The following is a 17,396-nucleotide window of genomic DNA, read 5'->3' on the forward strand; positions in this document are numbered from 1 at the left end:
CTTCGCCGTTGTTCGATTTTGATGGGGTCCTCTTCGATAGGGTCCTCGGGTGGAGACCTCGAGTGAGCGGCCGGACATCGCCTCGGTGCTGCGGTTCAGTACCGAGCTCATCGCCTGGGTGGCCACGCCCTGGGCCCTGGCCGAGCATTCGATCGTGCTGGCCGTGCTCTCGGTGCTGCTGCTGATCGGCCTGCCCACGCTGTTCGGCACCCCTGGCGACAAGCCCGGCCGGCCGCCGGTGGCGGTGCCGGGCATCGTCACCATCGCGCTGGTGCTGCTGCAACTGGTGGCGGCCGTGGTCGCGGCCTGGGCGGTCTGGCCCACGGCGGCAGCGGTGGCGGTCTCGCTGCTGGCGGGCGCCACCGTCGTCACCGAGCTGCCCCGCTGGCGCCGGCTGTGGCGCACCCCGGCAAACTCCGGCGGCCAGGGCAGCGTGCGCTGAGCCCGGTGGTTCATGCCACCGGCTAGGGTGGCTGGTATGTCACGTCCACGGCGCATTGTGCTGGTCAGGCATGGGGAGTCGCAGGGGAACGTCGATGAGACGATCTACGAGCGGGTACCCGACCATGCGCTGGAGCTGACCGAGCGGGGCCGGGCCCAGGCGCGGGCGGCCGGGCAGGAGCTGCGCGGGCTGTTCGGCGAGGCGCCGGTGCAGGCCTATGTGTCGCCGTATCTGCGCAACCGGCAGACCTATGAACTGCTCGGCATGAACCCGGCGCGGACCCGGGTGATGGAGGAGCCGCGGCTGCGGGAGCAGGACTGGGGGAACCTCCAGGACGTCGAGGACATCCGGCGCCAGCGCAAGGCCAGGGACGCCTACGGGCACTTCTTCTACCGCTTCACCCAGGGTGAGTCGGGCGCCGACGTCTACGACCGGGTGGGCGCCTTCTTCGAGACGCTGCACCGGAACTTCGAGCGGCCCGACTACCCCTCGAACGTGCTGCTGGTCACGCACGGGCTGATGATGCGACTCTTCTGCATGCGCTGGTTCCACTGGAGCGTCGAGGAGTTCGAGGCGCTGTCCAACCCCGACAACGGCGAGTGGCGCTGCCTGATCCTGGGCCCGGACGACCGCTACTCGCTGGACCGGCCGTTCGACCGCTGGATCTGACCCTGACCCTGATCCTGACCCGAAGGACACCGCATGTTCGTCGTCACGCTCACCTACACCGCGCCGATCGAACGGATCGACGAACTGGTGGCCGAGCACCGTGCCTGGCTGGACCAGCAGTACGCCGCTGGAGTGCTGCTCGCCTCCGGCCCGCAACTGCCGCGGGTGGGCGGCATCCTGCTGGCGCGGGCCGCCGACCGCGCCGCGCTGGAGCAGGTGCTGACCGGCGACCCGTTCCGGCTGGCCGGGGTGGCGACCTATGACGTGGTGGAGTTCGACCCGATCAAGACGGCACCCGAGCTGGACTTTCTGCGGACCTAGCGACGGCGGGGGCAGCAGCCTGGCCTTCGCCCCTGCCTCCGTCCTTGCCTCCGCGCAGGACGGTCAGGGCCACCGCGGTGGCGGCCAGGAGCAGGCCGGTGCCGATCGCGAAGGCCAGGTGGTAGCCGCCGTTGAGGGCGGCCGCGGCGCTGTGGCCGGAGGCCTCCAGCCGGCTGGTGCGCGCGGCGGCGAGGGTGGAGGTGACCGCCACACCGAGCGCGGCTCCGATCTGCTGGGTGGTGTTGAAGAGGCCGGAGACCAGGCCGGAGTCGGCCGGGGTGGCGTCGGACATGCCCAGGGCGGTGAGCGCGGTGATGGCGAGGCCGAATCCGGCGGCGAGCAGGGTGACCGGCAGGACGTCCGCCGGGTAGTGGCCGTGCAGCGGGGTGCGGGTCAGCCAGGCCAGGCCGGCCACCAGCATCAGCAGTCCGCCGACCAGGACCCGGCGCTCGCCGTGCCGGGCGATCAGCCGGGCGGCGAAGCCGAGCGAGGCGACGGCGATGGACAGGGCCGAGGGCAGCATGGCGAGGCCGGTCGCCGCCGCGCCGTAGCCGAGGACGTGCTGCAGGTACTGGGCGAGCAGCACCTGGAAGCTGAACAGCGCGGCGACCATCAGCGCCTGGACCAGGTTGGCGCCGGTGACCTTGCGGGAGCGGAACATCCTCAGCGGCAGCAGCGGGGTCGCCGCGGTGGCCTGCCGGGCGACGAAGCCGGCCAGCAGGGCGACGGACAGCGCGCCGGTGCCGAGGGTGCGGGCGGAGGCCCAGCCGTGCTGGGCGGTGCCGACCAGGGTGTAGACGGTGAGCATCAGCCCGGCGGTGACCAGCAGGGCGCCGAAGGCGTCGAGGTTCCGGCGGGAGAGGCGGGTGGCCGGACCGTCCGGCGGGAGCAGCCGCAGCGCGGGCAGCGCGGCGGCCAGGCCGATCGGGAGGTTGACGAAGAAGATCCAGTGCCAGTTCAGGGCCTGGGTCAGCACCCCGCCGAGGACCAGGCCGAGCGAGGCCCCGGCCGAGCCGACGAAGCTGTAGCCGGCGAAGGCGCGGCGGAGCTCGGCCGGCTCGGTGAACAGGTCGACGATCATGCCGAGGCTGACCGCGGAGACCAGCGCTCCGCCCGCTCCCTGGACGAAGCGGGCGGTGATCAGCAGGGTCTGGTCGTCGGCGAGGCCGCAGAGCAGCGAGGCCAGGGTGAACAGGGCGAGTCCGGCGAGGAAGACCTGCCTGCGGCCGAGCAGGTCGCCGAGCCGTCCGGCGAGCAGCAGCAGGCCGCCGAAGGAGATCAGATAGGCGTTCATCACCCAGGCCAGCCCGGCCGGGGAGAAGCCCAGGTCGTTCTGAATGGCGGGCAGGGCGACGGTGACGATCGTGCCGTCCAGGATGATCATGAGCAGTCCGCTGCAGAGGACCACCAGGGCGGCCCAGCGCGAGCGTTCGGGGGAGCGCGTGGACGGGTGGGCGGGTGCGGTCATCACAGGCCTCCATGGGGCACTTCTTGTTACTGGGGCCATCCTGTGTGACGGTGGCGGAAGGCGTAAGGAGGCACTTTGATGTCCCGAAGGAACACCGAAGTAACGGTGGACGTGAAGCCGGGCCTGAATCCGGGCCCGGACGCGGTGGAGGCGTCGGCCAGGGCCCGGGTGGTGGAGACCTGCCCGATGGTCGAGGTGCTCGGCCGGGTCTCGGCGAAGTGGAACATCTCGATCCTGGTGGCGGTCAGCGAGGGCCCGGTCCGCTTCACCGAACTGGAGCGCGCGCTGGTCGGCATCAGCCGGCGGATGCTGACCCTCAACCTCCGCAACCTGGAGCGGGACGGCCTGGTGATCCGCACCGTCTACCCGACCGTGCCGCCCAAGGTCGAGTACGAGGCGACGGCGATGGCGCGCGAGCTGTACGGGTCGCTGCTGGGGCTGACCTCCTGGGCCGAGCGGCACCGGGAGGACGTGACGTTGGCCAGGGCCCGCTACGACGCGGTCGCCGTCACCGTCGCCGGCACCGGCCCGGCGGCGACGTAGCCGCGCAGCAGAGCGTCCGTCAGTTCCCGGTCGGCGTCGAGCAGCGGGAGCCGGACCGGGCCCGAGGGGAGCTGCTGGTGCCGCAGCAGGGCCTTGGCGGTGACCACGCCGGGGGCGAGCGTCATCATCGCCTCCACCAGCGGGAGCAGCCGGGCGTTGAGCGCGGTCGCCCCCGCGGTGTCGCCGCCGGTGTGGGCGTCCAGGACCGCGCGGGTCGCGGCGGGGGCGACATTGGCGACGGTGCTGACCGCGCCGACCGCGCCGAGGGCGTAGAGCGGGAGGTTCAGCTCGTCCGCGCCGGAGTAGTAGTGCAGACCGCTGTCGGCGATCAGCCGGGCGCTGCCGAGCAGGTCGTAGGCGGCGTCCTTGACCGCGCTGATCCCGGGGTGCTCGGCGAGCCGGAGCAGGGTGTCCCGGGTGAGCGCGGTGCCGGTGCGGCCGGGGATGTCGTAGAGCATGACGGGCAGTGAGGTGGCGTCGGCGAGCGCGCTGAAGTGCCGCCCGATGCCTTCCTGGGAGGGCTTGCTGTAGTACGGGGTGACCGCGAGCAGGCCGTGCGCGCCCGCGCGTTCGGCGGCGCGGGCGAGTTCCACGGTGTGCCGGGTGTCATTGCTGCCGACGCCGGCGGTGACGGTGGCCCGGTCGCCGACCGCCTCCAGGACGGCGCGCAGCAGGATGTCCTTCTCGGCGTCCGAGGTGGTCGGCGACTCGCCGGTGGTGCCGCTGACCACGATCCCGTCGCAGCCCTGGTCGACCAGGTGGACGGCGAGGGCCTGGGCGCCCTCCGGGTCGAGGCTGCCGTCCGGGTGGAAGGGGGTGACCATGGCGGGCGCGAGACGGCCGAAGGGTGGGTGCACAGGAGGGTCCGTTCCTGGAGCGGAGGTGGGTCGGGATCCAGCCTGCCGCAGTAGTCAGGTGAGGACTACTGAATTCTCCTAGGGTTGATCATTCACCTCTGGTTAATTGTCAGACCCTCGCGCGACGATGGATCGCATGAGTAGCTGGAGCGAGACCGAGGAAGCCGCGCCCGAACTCGCCGCCGCCGTGCGGGGTCGGTTCGAGGCGCACGGGATGGGCCTGCTGGCCACCCTGCGGCGGGACGGGGCGCCGCGGATCAGCGGGATCGAGCCGCTGTTCGCGCTGGGCGAGCTGTGGCTGGGCATGATGCCCAGTTCGCTCAAGGGCGCGGATCTGCGACGGGATCCCCGGCTCGCGCTGCACAGCGCGACCGAGGACAAGGACGTCACCGAGGGCGACGCGAAGATCGCCGGACGGGCGGTGGAGGTCACCGACGAGGGCGTCCGGCAGGAGTACCTGGAGGCGCTGAGCGCGGCCACCGGGTTCGAGCCCGAGGGCTGCGACGTGTTCCGGGTGGAGGTCACCGGCCTGTCCCTGGTCAGACCGGCCGGTGACCACCTGGACATCCACGCCTGGAGCGAGGGCGGCGAGCCCCGGCTGATCGAACGGAGCTGACCGGGTGCGGCACCAGGCCGGCGCCGCACCCGGACCGCGGCCCTCGGAGCGCGGCCCTCGGACCGCGGCCCTCGGCCCGGCTCAGGCGGCGATGGGCGGCGTCTCGTGCAGTCCGGGCTCGGCCGGCTGCCGTGCCGGGGGCTTGGGCTTCATCACGAACACCGCGATGATCACGGCGAGCACGGCGAAGACCAGCCCCATGTCGAAGGCGGTGGAGATGCCGTGGGAGAGCACCTGGTCGGCGTACTCCTTGGGCAGCTGCCCGGTCTGCTTGAACGCGGCCAGCTGCTGCGGGCCGGGGTGGGACGCCAGGAACCGGCCGACCTGCTGCTTGCCCTCGTGCCTGCTGGCCGTGCCGAACACGGTGACCAGGATGGACAGCCCCAGCGAGCCGCCGACCTGCTGGGTGGTGTTCAGCAGCCCGGACGCGGCGCCGGTCTCCTGCGGGGCCACGCCGGACACGGCGGTCAGCATGACCGGGACGAAGATGCTGCCCATGCCGAGGCCGAAGAGCAGGGTGGGGCCGAGCACTCCGCTGAGGTAGCCGCTGTCGGTGCTGATCTGGGTCAGCCAGGCGATGGCAGCGCTGACCAGCAGTGATCCGCCGACCAGGAAGGGCTTGGCGCCGAACCTGCTCTGGAGCCTGGCCGAGATCTGGGCGGCGGTGACGATGGCGACGCTGATCGGCAGAAAGGCCACCCCGGCCCGCAGCGGGGTGTAACCGAGGATGTCCTGCACGAACAGGGTGACGAAGAAGAAGATGCTGAACATGGCGGCGGCCAGGCAGAGCATGATCCCGTAGCTGCCGGAGCGGTTGCGTTCGCGGAACATCTTCAGCGGGGTGATCGGCTGCGCGGTGCGCGACTCGATCAGCAGGAACGAGGCCAGCAGCACCACGGCCGCGCCGAACGCGGCCAGCGTCCAGGAGTCGCCCCAGCCGTCCTGGGAGGCCCGGATGAATCCATAGACCAGGGAGACCATGCCCAGGGTGGCGGTCAGCGCGCCGGGGAGGTCGAAGCGGCCGGGGCGGCGCTCGGAGTCGTTGATGTAGAGCGGCGCGAGCAGGGCGATGGCGATGCCGATGGGCACATTCACGAACAGCACCCAGCGCCAGGAGAGCCAGGAGGTGAGCATGCCGCCGGCCAGCAGACCGATGGCGCCGCCCGCTCCGGCGACGGCGGAGAAGACGCCGAAGGCCCGGTTGCGGGCCGGGCCCTCCGCGAAGTTGGTGGTGATCAGCGCGAGCGCGGTGGGTGAGGCGATGGCCCCGCCCATGCCCTGCAGCGAGCGGGCGGCCAGCAGCATCCACGGCGCCGTGGCCAGGCCGCCGAGCAGCGAGGCCAGGCTGAACAGCAGCACCCCGGTCATCAGGGTGCGGCGGCGGCCGAGGATGTCGCCGATGCGCCCGCCGAGCAGCAGCAGGCCGCCGAAGGTGAGGGTGTAGGCGTTGATCACCCAGGACAGGTTGGTGGTGGAGAGCTTCAGCGCCGTCGCGATGTGCGGCAGCGCGATGTTCACGATGGTGGCGTCGAGGACGACCATCAGCTGGGTGGCGGCGATGACGGTGAGCGCCACGTTGGGGTGCTGCCCCCGGCGGGCCTGGGGCGGATCGGATTTCCGCAGAGCTGTTGGCAGAGCCACACGTTCCCCCTGTGGACTAGGAGTGAACGGAGGCGTTCACTACAATCGACGGTAGTACCGTCGGCATTGTGAACGCAACCGTTCACTACGGATTATGCGGAGGCACTCCCGTTGCAAGCGCAGGGGCCACCGCGCCGTCGCGGCAAGGTACTGGAGCAGGCGATCTTCCAGGCCACCCTGAACGAGCTGGTCAGCACCGGCTACGCCCGGCTGAGCATGGAGGCGGTCGCGGTCGGCGCCCGTACCGGCAAGGCCGCCCTCTACCGCCGCTGGCCCTCCAAGGAGGAGCTGGTGCTGGACACCCTGCGGGCTACCCTGGCCGAACTCGGCCCCGCCCCCGACACCGGCAGCCTGCGCGGCGACCTGCTGGCGCTGGTGGCCATGGCCAGGGCGGCGATGCTCTCGCTGCCGGGCTGCGCCGGCCGGGTGATGATGGGCGAGCTGGACCACGAACGGGCGGAGCCCTTCGTCGGGTTGATGCACCAACGGGTGATCGCGCCGGGCAAGGCGTTGACCCGGGAGGTGCTCAGCCGGGGGGTGCTGCGCGGCGAGGTCCGGGCGGAGGCGGTGAACCCGCTGGTCATCGATGTCATCCCGGCGATGATGATGTACCGGGTGAAGACCGTGGGGCCGCCGAGCGAGGCGGAGACCACCGACCTGGTGGACCAGGTGCTGCTGCCGGCCGTACGGGCCTAGCTGGGAGACTGTCTTCCGGACCTGTGGCCGCACCTGCTTATGGCTGCATTAGTTGAACGCTGCATCTGTTGCCTGCCGCATCTGTTGAACGCCGAGGAGAGCTGAGCCGGACATGCCTGTCGAACCCCCGAACCACCGGGTCGAACGCGCGCTCCGCAAGGCCGGGGCCGTGGTGGTGGCCGGAGTGGACGAGGTCGGCCGCGGCGCCTGGGCCGGTCCGGTCACGGTGTGCGCGGCGGTCACCGGACTGCGCCGGCCGCCCGAGGGGCTGACCGACTCCAAGCTGCTGACCCCCCGCCGCAGGACCGGGCTCGCCCCGGTCCTGGCCGACTGGGTCGACGCGCACGCGCTGGGCCACGCCTCGGCGCTGGAGTGCGACCAGCTGGGGATGACGGCCGCGCTCCGGCTCGCCGCGGTCCGGGCGCTGGAGGCGCTGCCGATCCGTCCCGACGCGGTCATCCTGGACGGGAAGCACGACTACCTCGGCGGCCCGTGGCAGGTGCAGACCGTGATCAAGGGCGACCAGTCCTGCGTCTCGGTGGCCGCCGCCTCGGTGCTCGCCAAGGTCCAGCGGGACGGGTACATGGCCGAGCTGGGGGAGGGCTTCCCCGACTTCGCCTTCGGCGACAACGCCGGCTACCCCTCCCCGGTGCACCGGGCCGCCCTGGCCGAGCTGGGGCCGACCCCGCACCACCGCCTCTCCTGGTCCTACCTGGACGACTTGCCGGCCTGGCGGCACCTCCGCACCTCCCGCCTGGACGACGGCTCCGAGCAGCTGTCGCTGGGGTTCTGACGGCTCGTCACTCGTTCGAGGGGATCGGATCCGGCCGGATCGCGGCGAATCCAGGACCCCCTACCCGCCGTTCACCGGTACCGAGTAGGCTCTGTTTCGCTGTGCGACGCCATCCGGTGTGCCGCCAGATTCTGCCGAGGAGCTGGAGATCCACAAGACCGCCCCGGGCCCTCGTGTTCCATCCAACGACGAGACGGACGCGACAGCCCACACCATGCCTTCCGTGACACCGCCCGTGACCCCTGCCGTACACCTTCCCGCCGCCGCCTCACGCCCGGTTCCACGTCCCGGGCCGCCGCGGGTTCCCAAGCCGGGACCGGCTCCGCGCCGGCCGGCTGCTCCGCTTCACCCGCCGGCCGTGCCGGCTCAGGCCGCGCCGTCGGTGCAGGTCCAGCTGGTTCCCGCCGAGCCGGGGAACGCCCTGGGCCGCGCGGAGGACTCGGTCGACCTGCTGCTGGACTCCGGCCGGGCGCCGGGCCAGATCCTGGTGCTGACCACGGGCGGACACCACCCGTGGCAGCAGCACGAGGAGTCCTTCGGCGCCGACGGCTACTGGGCCCAGTTGGTCGCGGCCGAGGACGTCTTCTACGCCGACGCCGCGCAGTGCCGTCCGGCCCACCGCGAGGTCGTGGTGCTCGCGGTGAACGGCGGCAGTCCGGCGGCCGCCGGACAGGCGCTCAGCGCCGCCCTCGACCGGGCCACCCGGCTGGTCGTGGTCTGCGGCGACGCATCCGCGATCCCCGGGCTGCCGGCCGCCGGCTGAGGTTCAGCGGACGGCGGTCCTGGCCCGTTCCAGCGCGGCTGGGAGCTGGCCGGCCGGGACCGGGTTCGGCGCTGCCTCCAGCATGCGCAGCGGCTGGTCGTTGCCGCGCCCGGGCAGCGGGCTGAGGGTCCGTACGGTCTCCTCGGTCCATGAGTTGGCGTGCGGGTGGCGCCCGGCCCGGTGCTCCCCGATGACCTGCCAGCCGGTGTCGGCGAGGGTGATGTAGGCGCCGCAGCGCAGCCCGTGCAGGCTGCTGGCGTCCCGCAGCCCCCACATCCAGGGGCCGTCCTCCTCGGTCCACTCGGCGGTGCCCCGACGGCAGAGCAGCAGCACCGCCGTGCGCACCGGACGGGGCAGCCGAAGGTCGTGCGGGACCACCCGGCGCAGGTGCGCCAGGATCGCGTTGCGGTACTGCCAGCCGTCGCCGTGGCCCACCCGGGACGGGAAGGACGCGCCGGCCACGATCCGGTCGTCCTGCTCCAGCACGGCCACGATGGCCGTTCCCGGTTGCGGGCGGTGCACCCGGTGCAGATCGGTGACCAGATCCCTGGGCGCGCGCAACAGTGGGACCTCGGCCTCGGCCCAGGTCGGCTGGTCGATCGTGCGGCTGGTCGGGCGCAGCCTGGCGGCGCGCAGCGGGGTGACCGGCCGGGTTCTCACGGAGGGCCAATTGCTGGCTGAGTCGATGCTCAAGACCCTCCTTCCCCGTGCCTGTGCGGGCACCTGGGCCCAATTCTCACGTCAAGAGGTGTGATGCGGCAACGGCGTCACTGTCGGAAGTGCCCCCGAATGTGACGATTCGGTCTCTATCTTCTTTCAATTCGATTCATTTCAACACTCTTCCCGACCGTATGCGCAGAGACACGACGCCGGCCACCCGTCAGCTCTGCTGCGCCAGGACCAGTGGGAGTACGCCGGCCGCCCCGGCCCGGCGCAGCAGCCGGGCGGCGACGGCGACGGTCCAGCCGCTGTCGGTGAAGTCGTCCACCAGCAGCACCGGCCCCTCGACCGTCGCGAGGGCCTGGGCCAGCTCGTCCGGAAGCACAAAACTGCCGTGCAGCATGCGCAGCCGCTGGGCGCTGTTGCTGCGTGAGCCGCGCGGCGGCTCACCCTCGGCGTACTCGATCCGGCCCAGCAGCGGGAGCCGGCCGACCCGGGCGATTCCGGTGCCGAGGCTCTGCACCAAACGGGGGCGGCTGCCGGAGGCCATGACCACCACCCCGGCCGGTCGGCCGTGGGCGTTCTGCGCGTTGTCGGGCCCGGCCCAGCCGCCAGGTCCGCGGGCCCAGTCGGCGAGCACGGTGACCACCGCGTCCAGCACCTCGGGCGGTACCTCGACGTCAGGGGCGCCGGGGGCCAGCAGCCCGCGCAGCCTGGTGCCCCAGCCGATGTCGGAGAGCCGGCCGAGGGCGCGTCCGGCGGTGGCCTGCTCACCCGGGGGGATCCGGCCCTTGAGCTCGATCCCGGCCGCTGCGAGGCCGGTCGGCCACTGCCGCCGGGGCTCCAGCTCGATGCCGGGCCGCCCCAGCGCGGCCCTGGCGGCGGCCATGGCCTCGGCGGAGACCTCGGTCGAGTGCCGGGAGCCGGCGCAGTTGTCGCAGCGGCCGCAGGGGACGGACTCCTCGTCGTCGAGCTGCCGGCGCAGGAAGTCCATCCGGCAGCCAGTGGTCGCGGCGTAGTCGAGCATCGCCCGCTGCTCGGCGCTGCGGGTCTCGGCCACCCGGGCGTAGCGCTCGGTGTCGTAGGACCAGGGGCGCCCGGTGGAGGTCCAGCCGCCGCGCACCCGCTTCACCGCGCCGTCGACGTCCAGGACCTTGAGCATGGTCTCCAGCCGGGTCCGCCGCAGGTCGACCCGGGCCTCCAGGGCCGGGGTGGACAGCGGCAGCGGGACGCCCTCGCGGTCGGTGTGCGCGGCCAGTGCGGTGAGGGTGGTCCGCACCTGCTCCTCGGGCGGGAAGGCGAGACCGGCGAAGTAGCGCCAGATGGCCTGGTCCTCCGGGCCGGGGAGCAGCAGCGCCTCGGCCTTCTTGATCCCGCGGCCGGCACGGCCGACCTGCTGGTAGTAGGCGATGGGGGACTGCGGCGAGCCGAGGTGCACCACGAAGCCGAGGTCGGGCTTGTCGAAGCCCATGCCCAGGGCCGAGGTGGCGACCAGGGCCTTGACCCGGTTGGCCAGCAGATCGGCCTCGGCGCTGCGCCGGTCGACGTCCTCGGTGCGGCCGGAGTAGGAGGCGACCGGGAAGCCCCGCTGCCGCAGGAAGGCGGTGACCTCCTCGGCGGCGGCGACGGTCAGCGTGTAGACGATGCCCGAGCCCGGCAGGTCGGCCAGGTGGTCGGCGAGCCAGGCCAGCCGGTGCGCCGGGTCGCCCAGCGGCAGCACGCTCAGGGCCAGGCTCTCCCGGTCCAGCGGGCCGCGCAGCACCAGCGCCGCGGCCGAGCCCTCGCCGGAGCCGCCCTGGCCGCCGGAGCCGCCCTGGCCGGCCGTGCCGCCGGTGCCCAGCTGCTCGGCGACGTCGGCGGTGACCCTGGTGTTGGCGGTGGCGGTGGTCGCCAGCACCGGGACGCCGGGCGGGAGCTCGGCGAGCATGGTGCGCAGCCTGCGGTAGTCGGGGCGGAAGTCATGGCCCCAGTCGGAGATGCAGTGCGCCTCGTCGACCACCAGCAGGCCGGTGGAGGCGGCCAGCCGGGGCAGCACCTGGTCCCGGAAGTCCGGGTTGTTCAGCCGCTCCGGGCTGACCAGGAGCACGTCCACCGCTCCGGCGGCGACCTCGGCCTGGACCGTCTCCCACTCGTCGGCGTTGGCGGAGTTGATGGTGCGTGCGGTGATCCCGGCCCTGGCGGCGGAGTCGATCTGGTTGCGCATCAGGGCGAGCAGCGGGGAGACGATCACGGTGGGCCCGGCCCCGGCCGCCCTGAGCAGAGCGGTGGCCACGAAGTAGACGGCGGACTTGCCCCAGCCGGTGCGCTGCACCACCAGCGCCCGGCGGTGGTCGATCACCAGGGCCTCGATGGCGCGCCACTGGTCCTCGCGCAGCCGGGCGTCGCCGCCGGCCAGCTCGCGCAGCACGGCGTCGGCGCGTTCGCGCACGGCCGCACGGTCGGCGGGGGAGAGGCCCAGGGGGGCGGGGGTTGCGTCCATGGTTCATTGATAGTCGCTGGGTCCGACAATCGACGAATGCCGGGAGGACCGGGCTCTTCCCGCTCACTCGTCCGGGTGGCCGGTTTTTGCACAGCCCCCGAGCTGTCCACAGGCGGCGGGCGATCGCCCCGGCCGGCTTGCGGAGCCGTACATCCTCATCCCATGGACGAACACGAGCTGTCCCCTTCCGGTGCCTTCGAGCCCGGAGCTTTCGAGTCCGGCGCCTTCGGGTCCGGCTCCTTCGAGCATCCCGTGGTGACCATGCGCAGTCCCGGCGACATGGTCGACGCGCTGCCGTTCCTGCTCGGCTTCTTCCCCAGCGACAGCATCGTGGCGCTGGGGCTGCAGGGCCCGCGCCGCCGTCAGGGCGGGACGGTCAGGATCGACATCCCCGACCGCGCGATCTGGCCGGAGGCCGCCGAGGAGGTCGCCCGCTTCCTGGTGGCGCTCTCCGAGCACCGCGACCGCATCCCGGACGCGGTGATCCTCTATGTCTGCCGCGATCCCGCACCCGGGCAGAGCGGGCGCGAGGTCTGCGAGGAGCTGCGGCCCCTCGCCGCCCTGCTCGCGGCGGCGTTCCAGGCCGCCGGCATCCCGGTGCACGACTCGCTGTGCGTGTCGGACGGGCGGTGGTGGTCCTACTCCTGCGACAACGTCTCCTGCTGCACCGAGGAGGGGACGCCGGTGGACCGGCCCGGATCCACACCCGAGGTGGCCGCCGCTGCCGCCTACGCCGGGATCCGGGTCCACGGCAGCCTCAAGGAGCTGCACCAGGAGCTCGAACCGGTGGGCACCCCGACCGCCGAGGCCCAGCTGCGGGCGTTCGAGGAGGCGATCCCCGCGCTGGTCGAGGAGCTGGGGCGGCGCGGCGGCCGGGAGGAGGTCAGGGAGCGCACGGCCGAGCTGGTCGACACGGCGGTGGCCCGGTTCAGGGGCGGGGCGCAGGAGGTCAGCCCGGCGGAGGCGGCCCGGCTGATCCTGGGGCTGCAGGACCGGATGGCCAGGGACCGGGCCGCGGAGTGGCTGGATCCGCCCGATGTGGGCCATGCCCAGCGGCTCTGGCGGTTCCTCGCCCGGCGCTGCGCCTATCCCTTCCACACCCAGGGCGCCGCCCCGCTGTCGCTGCTGGGCTGGACCGCGTGGGTGTCCGGGGACCAGGTCACCGCCCGGGTGGCGCTGGGCCGGGCGCTGGCCGCCGACCCGGACTACGCCTTCGCCCAGCTGCTCTACCAGGCGGTGAACACCGGCGCCGAGCCCCAGGAACTCTGCGCCACCCTGCGCGAGGAGCGCCGCTCCCGGCAGCGCCGGAGCCCGGTCCGCACGCCGGGGGAGCACGGCCGGGCCGGACGGGGCAGGCGGGACCGCTGCGACGGGGGTGTTTATCGTCAGTGAGACGACTATGATCACCGGCATGTCGCGCTACGATCCGTCGGCCTTCCCCCGTTCGCGGTCACCGTTGACCTGGTGGTTCTGACCGTGCGCGATCATGCCCTGTGCGCCCTGATGGTGCGCCGCGGCGAACCGCCGTTCCAGGGGTTCTGGGCGCTCCCCGGCGGCTTCGTCCGGCCGGACGAGGGGCTGAGCGAGGCGGCGGCCCGGGAACTGGCCGAGGAGACCGGGCTGCGCACCCATGGCGCGGCCGGGCAGGAGCCCGGCGTCGGGGCGCACCTGGAGCAGCTGGGCACCTACGGCGACCCGCAGCGCGACCCGCGGATGCGGGTGGTCAGCGTCGCCCACCTGGCGCTCGCCCCCGACCTGCCCACCCCCCGCCCCGGCGGGGACGTCCGCAGCGCCCGCTGGGCCCCGGTCGAGGAACTGCTCGGCCGCGGCAAGGACGACGGACTGCTGCTGGCCTTCGACCACACCCGGATCCTCGCCGACGGGGTGGAGCGGGCCCGTTCGAAGATCGAGTACTCCTCGCTGGCCACCGCGTTCTGCCCGGCGGAGTTCACGGTGGGGGAGCTCCGCCAGGTCTACGAGTCGGTCTGGGGGGTCTCGCTCGACCCCCGCAACTTCCACCGCAAGGTCACCGGGACGCCCGGCTTCCTGGTCCCGGCCGGCGGGACGACGACCCGTCAGGGCGGCCGCCCGGCCCAGCTGTTCCGGGCCGGGGACGCCACCGTGCTCAACCCGCCGATGCTCCGGCCGGACTCCTGAGGCGCGAAGCCTGAAACGCTGGTCCTGGGGCGCGTACACGCCGTAGTCGGCAATGCGACGCAAAGTAACTATGTCGGTCTATCGTGCTGGCACGGGCGGAGGAAGGCTGCGCACCGGCATCGCGAGGTGGAGCCCCATGTTCCAGGCCATCGGACTGACCAAGAGCTACCGCAGGGGATCCCCTCCCGCTGTGTTCGACCTCTCCTTCGACGCACGCGAGGGCCAGGTCACCGCCCTGCTCGGGCCCGAGGACTCCGGGCGTTCCACCACCCTGCGGCTCGCCCTCGGCCTGGAACGCGGCCAGGGCGTCGCCCTCTTCGACGGACGCCCCTACCGTCGGCTGCGGCGGCCCGAACGCGAGGTCGGCGCCGTCCTCGGCGATCCCGGCAGCCGTCCCACCGGGCACCCGGGGCGGCGGGCCAGGGCGCACCTGCGCATGGTCGCGGCCGCGGCCGGAGTCCCGGCCCGGCGCGCCGACCAGCTGCTGGAGCAGACCCGGCTGGCGCCGGCCGCGGGACACCGGCTGCGTACCTTCTCGCCGGGGATGAACCGGCGGCTCGCCCTCGCCGAGGCCCTGCTCGGCGAGCCCGGGACGCTGCTCCTGGACGAGCCCACCTTCGGGCTCTCACCCAAGAACACCGAGTGGTTCCACGCCTTCCTCCGGGCCTTCGCCGCAGGCGGCGGTTCGGTCCTGGTCACCCTCCGCGACCCCAGGGAGGCGGCGGTGCTGGCCGACCGGGTGGTCACCCTGGACGCCGGCCGGCTACTCCAGGACCAGCCGGTGGCCGAGTTCGTCGGCAGCAGGCTCCATGACGAGGTGTCGGTCCGAGGACCGCAGATCGCCCGGCTGGCCGACCTGCTGGCGGAGTCGGGCGCCGAGGTCCGCAGGGACGGCGGCACCAGGATCTCGGTGGCCGGGGCGACCCGCACCGAGATCGGCGAACTGGCCTACCGGCACGGCATCCTGCTGCACGAACTGGCCGACCAGGTGGTCGAGCAGCCGCCGCGGCGCGAGGTCCCGCTGGTGGCGGCGCGAAGCCCGGAGGCCCGGACGCCGACGGCGCAGAACCCGGAGGCCCCTGGCGCCCCGGCTGCACGCCCCCCGGCCCACCTCTCCGCGCTGTCCTCCCTGTCCGCCGGGGGCCGGGCGGGGTCCACCGGCCCGGTGGACCTCCTCGACGAGACCGTGGTCGTGCTCAGCCCCGGCAGCGCCGTCTCCGCCTCGGTGGCCGGCCGCGCCAGGATCCCCTCCGGACCCACCCCGGTCAGCGGCCCGCTCTACCGCGACGAGCAGTCCGCCCCGCCCGCCCGGTCCGCCCCGCCCGCCCAGCCCGCCGACCTGCGAAGCGAGTGATCACGTGCACGCCCTGACCTATGAGCGCCGACGGCTCACCGGCGTCCGCTCCAGCTGGCTGGTCCTCCTCGCGGTGCTGGTCGTGGACGCCGTCATCGCCGCGCTGACGGTGCGCCAGCCCGCCCTGGCGCAGTCGGTCCGGGTGCTCACCGCGGGCGTCCCGCTGCTGCCGCTGCCGGTCGCCGCCCTCGGCGCGGGCGCCGTCGGGGCGCTCTCCTACGGCCACGAGGTCCGCTACCCGGTGCTGCGGACGCTGCTGCTCCCGGCCCGGCGCCGGTTCGGCCTGCTGTTCGCCAAGCTGGTCGTGGTCGGTGTCTTCTCCGCACTGCTCGCCGCCGCCACCCTGGGCCTGGACGCCGGCGTCTACACGGTGGTGCTGCACCGGGCCCCGGTGCCGACCCCGGCCCTGGCCGGTTTCGCCGCGCTGGTGGTGACCGGCGGCTGGATCGGCCTGCTGGCCGCCGGGCTGCTGCGCAGCGCCGCGGCCGGGATGCTGGCCCTGCTCGCCCTCCCGTTCCTGGTCGAGCCCGCCGTCACGGCCCTGCGCGGGGGTCTGGGCGGGCATCGGGCGGTCCTGGCGCTGGCCGGCACCCTGTGGCCGGTGGGCGGCGGCCACGCCTGGCTCTACGGGCCGCTGAGCGGCCTCCACGACACCGCCTCGCTCTCCCCGCGCGGTCTGGTGCTGCTGGTGGCCGGACCTGTCCTGCTGCTGCTCCTCGGCTACCTGGTGCTGCTGCCCCGCAGGCGCGGGGTCTGACCGGGCGTCACGTCAGGCGTCACCCCGGACGCCACCTCGGACGTCATCCCGGACGCCACCCCGGGCCGGTATCACTCTGAGTGATCGTCAGTAGTGCGCAACGCGCGGATACCTGACTGTTTTGTGCGGGAAATCATGCTTTGGCGTCAATTGTGCAATGACGGGCGATCACCCTTTCGTGTGCTTTTCACGAAAGTCCTTAAGGCGGGGCCCGGCATCGCCGACAAAGGAGACGTGAGTACCGTTGCGCATCCCCCGATGACCACCGCCCGTCTGGCCGAGACCTCCCGCACCGGCGCGGGCGATCTCGACCGCTTCCCCGTCGGCGAACGCACCGCCGACCGTGCCTTTCCCGAGCGCGGCGCGCCCGGCCCCTCGCTGCACTGGGACAGCCCGGAACCCGAGCTCGGCCGGGTCGGCCGCCGCGCGGCCGGCAGCCGCGGCCGGGGCCTGCACGGCCAGCTCGTCCAGCAGCTCGGACAGATGATCGTCTCCGGCGACCTCGGGGCCGACCGCCCGCTGGTCCCCGAGGAGATCGGCCAGCGCTTCGAGGTGTCCCGCACCGTCGTCCGCGAGTCGCTGCGCGTCCTCGAGGCCAAGGGCCTGGTCAGCGCCCGTCCCAATGTGGGGACCAGGGTCCGCCCGGTCTCCGACTGGAACCTGCTCGACCCGGACATCATCGAGTGGCGCGCCTACGGCCCGCAGCGCGACAGCCAGCGCCGCGAGCTGTTCGAGCTGCGCTGGGCCATCGAACCCCTCGCCGCCCGGCTGGCCGCCGGCCACGGCCGGGACGAGATCCACCAGCGCATGGTCGACATGACCGAGATCATGGGCCACGCCGTCGGCCAGGCCGACCAGGTCACCTTCAGCCGCGCCGACAGCGAGTTCCACGCCCTGCTGCTGGAGCTGGCCGGAAACCGGATGCTGGAGCACCTGGCCGGCATCGTCGGCTCGGCGCTCACCGTCTCCGGGAGCCCGATCACCGCCTGCGAGCGCCCCTCCGAGCCCTCGGTCGGGCTGCACGCCCGCCTGGTGGAGGCCCTGGGCACCGGCGACGGCACGGCGGCGGAGGCCGCGATGCGCGCCCTGCTCACCGTCCACCCCGAGGTCGACCACGTGGTTCCGGCCCCGCGCGAGCACTGACCGCACCCGCCAGGCACACTGGGTGGACCCTTCCGAG

17 protein-coding genes and 1 pseudogene are annotated in these 17,396 nt (G+C 73.2%); 13 read left to right on the plus strand and 5 right to left on the minus strand.

The genetic code is table 11. The annotated features are described in order from the left end of the window. Positions 1–49: 49 nt before the first annotated feature. From ACXKR8_RS34590 to ACXKR8_RS34600, 3 genes are read left to right on the plus strand one after another with little or no spacing between them, the layout of a single operon-like run. Positions 50–442, plus strand: coding sequence for a hypothetical protein (locus ACXKR8_RS34590; protein WP_458268492.1), 393 nt, complete (start codon positions 50–52; stop codon positions 440–442). A gap of 36 nt (positions 443–478) precedes the next feature. Then, entirely contained in the window at positions 479–1,111 is a 633-nt protein-coding gene (locus ACXKR8_RS34595) for a histidine phosphatase family protein (RefSeq protein ID WP_458268493.1), read from the plus strand. Between the two features lie 33 nt (positions 1,112–1,144). Further along, positions 1,145–1,432, plus strand: coding sequence for a YciI family protein (locus ACXKR8_RS34600; protein ID WP_458268494.1), 288 nt, complete (start codon positions 1,145–1,147; stop codon positions 1,430–1,432). Here the strand turns inward: ACXKR8_RS34600 and ACXKR8_RS34605 are convergent. After that, positions 1,395–2,900: a DHA2 family efflux MFS transporter permease subunit gene (locus ACXKR8_RS34605; RefSeq protein WP_458268495.1), complete on the minus strand. Its 1,506-nt coding sequence runs from the start codon at positions 2,898–2,900 to the stop codon at positions 1,395–1,397. The two genes, ACXKR8_RS34600 and ACXKR8_RS34605, sit on opposite strands and share 38 nt — an antisense overlap. Positions 2,901–2,978: 78 nt before the next feature. Between ACXKR8_RS34605 and ACXKR8_RS34610 the strand changes: the two genes are divergently transcribed. After that, a complete protein-coding gene (locus ACXKR8_RS34610) occupies positions 2,979–3,443 on the plus strand; it encodes a winged helix-turn-helix transcriptional regulator (protein WP_458268496.1) in 465 nt (154 codons plus the stop codon). Here ACXKR8_RS34610 and dapA read toward each other — a convergent pair. Beyond that, complete coding sequence (gene dapA, locus ACXKR8_RS34615; protein WP_458268497.1) at positions 3,392–4,300, minus strand: 4-hydroxy-tetrahydrodipicolinate synthase; 909 nt, start codon at positions 4,298–4,300, stop codon at positions 3,392–3,394. The two genes, ACXKR8_RS34610 and dapA, sit on opposite strands and share 52 nt — an antisense overlap. A 136-nt stretch (positions 4,301–4,436) precedes the next feature. Here dapA and ACXKR8_RS34620 point away from each other — a divergent pair, with 136 nt between their 5' ends. Further along, the gene (locus ACXKR8_RS34620; RefSeq protein WP_458268498.1) at positions 4,437–4,916 is read left to right on the plus strand and encodes a pyridoxamine 5'-phosphate oxidase family protein; all 480 of its coding nucleotides are present in this window, start codon (positions 4,437–4,439) and stop codon (positions 4,914–4,916) included. A gap of 81 nt (positions 4,917–4,997) precedes the next feature. On the opposite strand, the gene ACXKR8_RS34625 is transcribed toward ACXKR8_RS34620, so the two are convergent. Further along, positions 4,998–6,557: an MFS transporter gene (locus tag ACXKR8_RS34625; protein WP_458268499.1), complete on the minus strand. Its 1,560-nt coding sequence runs from the start codon at positions 6,555–6,557 to the stop codon at positions 4,998–5,000. A gap of 111 nt (positions 6,558–6,668) precedes the next feature. On the opposite strand from ACXKR8_RS34625, the gene ACXKR8_RS34630 reads away from it, so the two are divergent. From ACXKR8_RS34630 to ACXKR8_RS34640, 3 genes are all read left to right on the plus strand, one after another. Next, positions 6,669–7,253, plus strand: coding sequence for a TetR/AcrR family transcriptional regulator (locus ACXKR8_RS34630; RefSeq protein ID WP_458268500.1), 585 nt, complete (start codon positions 6,669–6,671; stop codon positions 7,251–7,253). Positions 7,254–7,365: 112 nt separating this feature from the next. After that, positions 7,366–8,046 carry a ribonuclease HII gene (locus tag ACXKR8_RS34635; RefSeq protein ID WP_458268501.1) on the plus strand — a complete coding sequence of 227 codons (681 nt, stop codon included), beginning with the start codon at positions 7,366–7,368 and terminating at the stop codon, positions 8,044–8,046. Positions 8,047–8,404: 358 nt separating this feature from the next. Continuing rightward, positions 8,405–8,809, plus strand: coding sequence for a hypothetical protein (locus ACXKR8_RS34640; RefSeq protein WP_458268502.1), 405 nt, complete (start codon positions 8,405–8,407; stop codon positions 8,807–8,809). Positions 8,810–8,812: 3 nt separating this feature from the next. On the opposite strand, the gene ACXKR8_RS34645 is transcribed toward ACXKR8_RS34640, so the two are convergent. Further along, on the minus strand, positions 8,813–9,469 hold the full coding sequence (locus ACXKR8_RS34645; RefSeq protein WP_458268503.1) for a hypothetical protein: 657 nt from the start codon (positions 9,467–9,469) through the stop codon (positions 8,813–8,815). 220 nt (positions 9,470–9,689) lie between these two features. Next, positions 9,690–11,948 carry a RecQ family ATP-dependent DNA helicase gene (locus ACXKR8_RS34650; RefSeq protein ID WP_458268504.1) on the minus strand — a complete coding sequence of 753 codons (2,259 nt, stop codon included), beginning with the start codon at positions 11,946–11,948 and terminating at the stop codon, positions 9,690–9,692. Positions 11,949–12,110: 162 nt separating this feature from the next. On the opposite strand from ACXKR8_RS34650, the gene ACXKR8_RS34655 reads away from it, so the two are divergent. The 5 genes and pseudogenes from ACXKR8_RS34655 (at position 12,111) to ACXKR8_RS34675 (ending at position 17,359) form a co-directional block, all read left to right on the plus strand. Then, on the plus strand, positions 12,111–13,340 hold the full coding sequence (locus ACXKR8_RS34655; protein ID WP_458268505.1) for a DUF4192 domain-containing protein: 1,230 nt from the start codon (positions 12,111–12,113) through the stop codon (positions 13,338–13,340). A 19-nt stretch (positions 13,341–13,359) separates the two neighbouring features. Further along, positions 13,360–14,105: pseudogene (locus ACXKR8_RS34660) on the plus strand (NUDIX hydrolase). Positions 14,106–14,241: 136 nt separating this feature from the next. Then, positions 14,242–15,459: an ATP-binding cassette domain-containing protein gene (locus ACXKR8_RS34665; protein WP_458268507.1), complete on the plus strand. Its 1,218-nt coding sequence runs from the start codon at positions 14,242–14,244 to the stop codon at positions 15,457–15,459. 4 nt (positions 15,460–15,463) lie between these two features. Then, complete coding sequence (locus tag ACXKR8_RS34670) at positions 15,464–16,216, plus strand: hypothetical protein (protein ID WP_458268508.1); 753 nt, start codon at positions 15,464–15,466, stop codon at positions 16,214–16,216. Positions 16,217–16,396: 180 nt separating this feature from the next. Beyond that, entirely contained in the window at positions 16,397–17,359 is a 963-nt protein-coding gene (locus ACXKR8_RS34675) for a FadR/GntR family transcriptional regulator (protein WP_458268509.1), read from the plus strand. Positions 17,360–17,396 lie beyond the last annotated feature (37 nt).

The sequence above is a fragment of the Streptacidiphilus sp. PAMC 29251 genome (genome assembly GCF_054208735.2).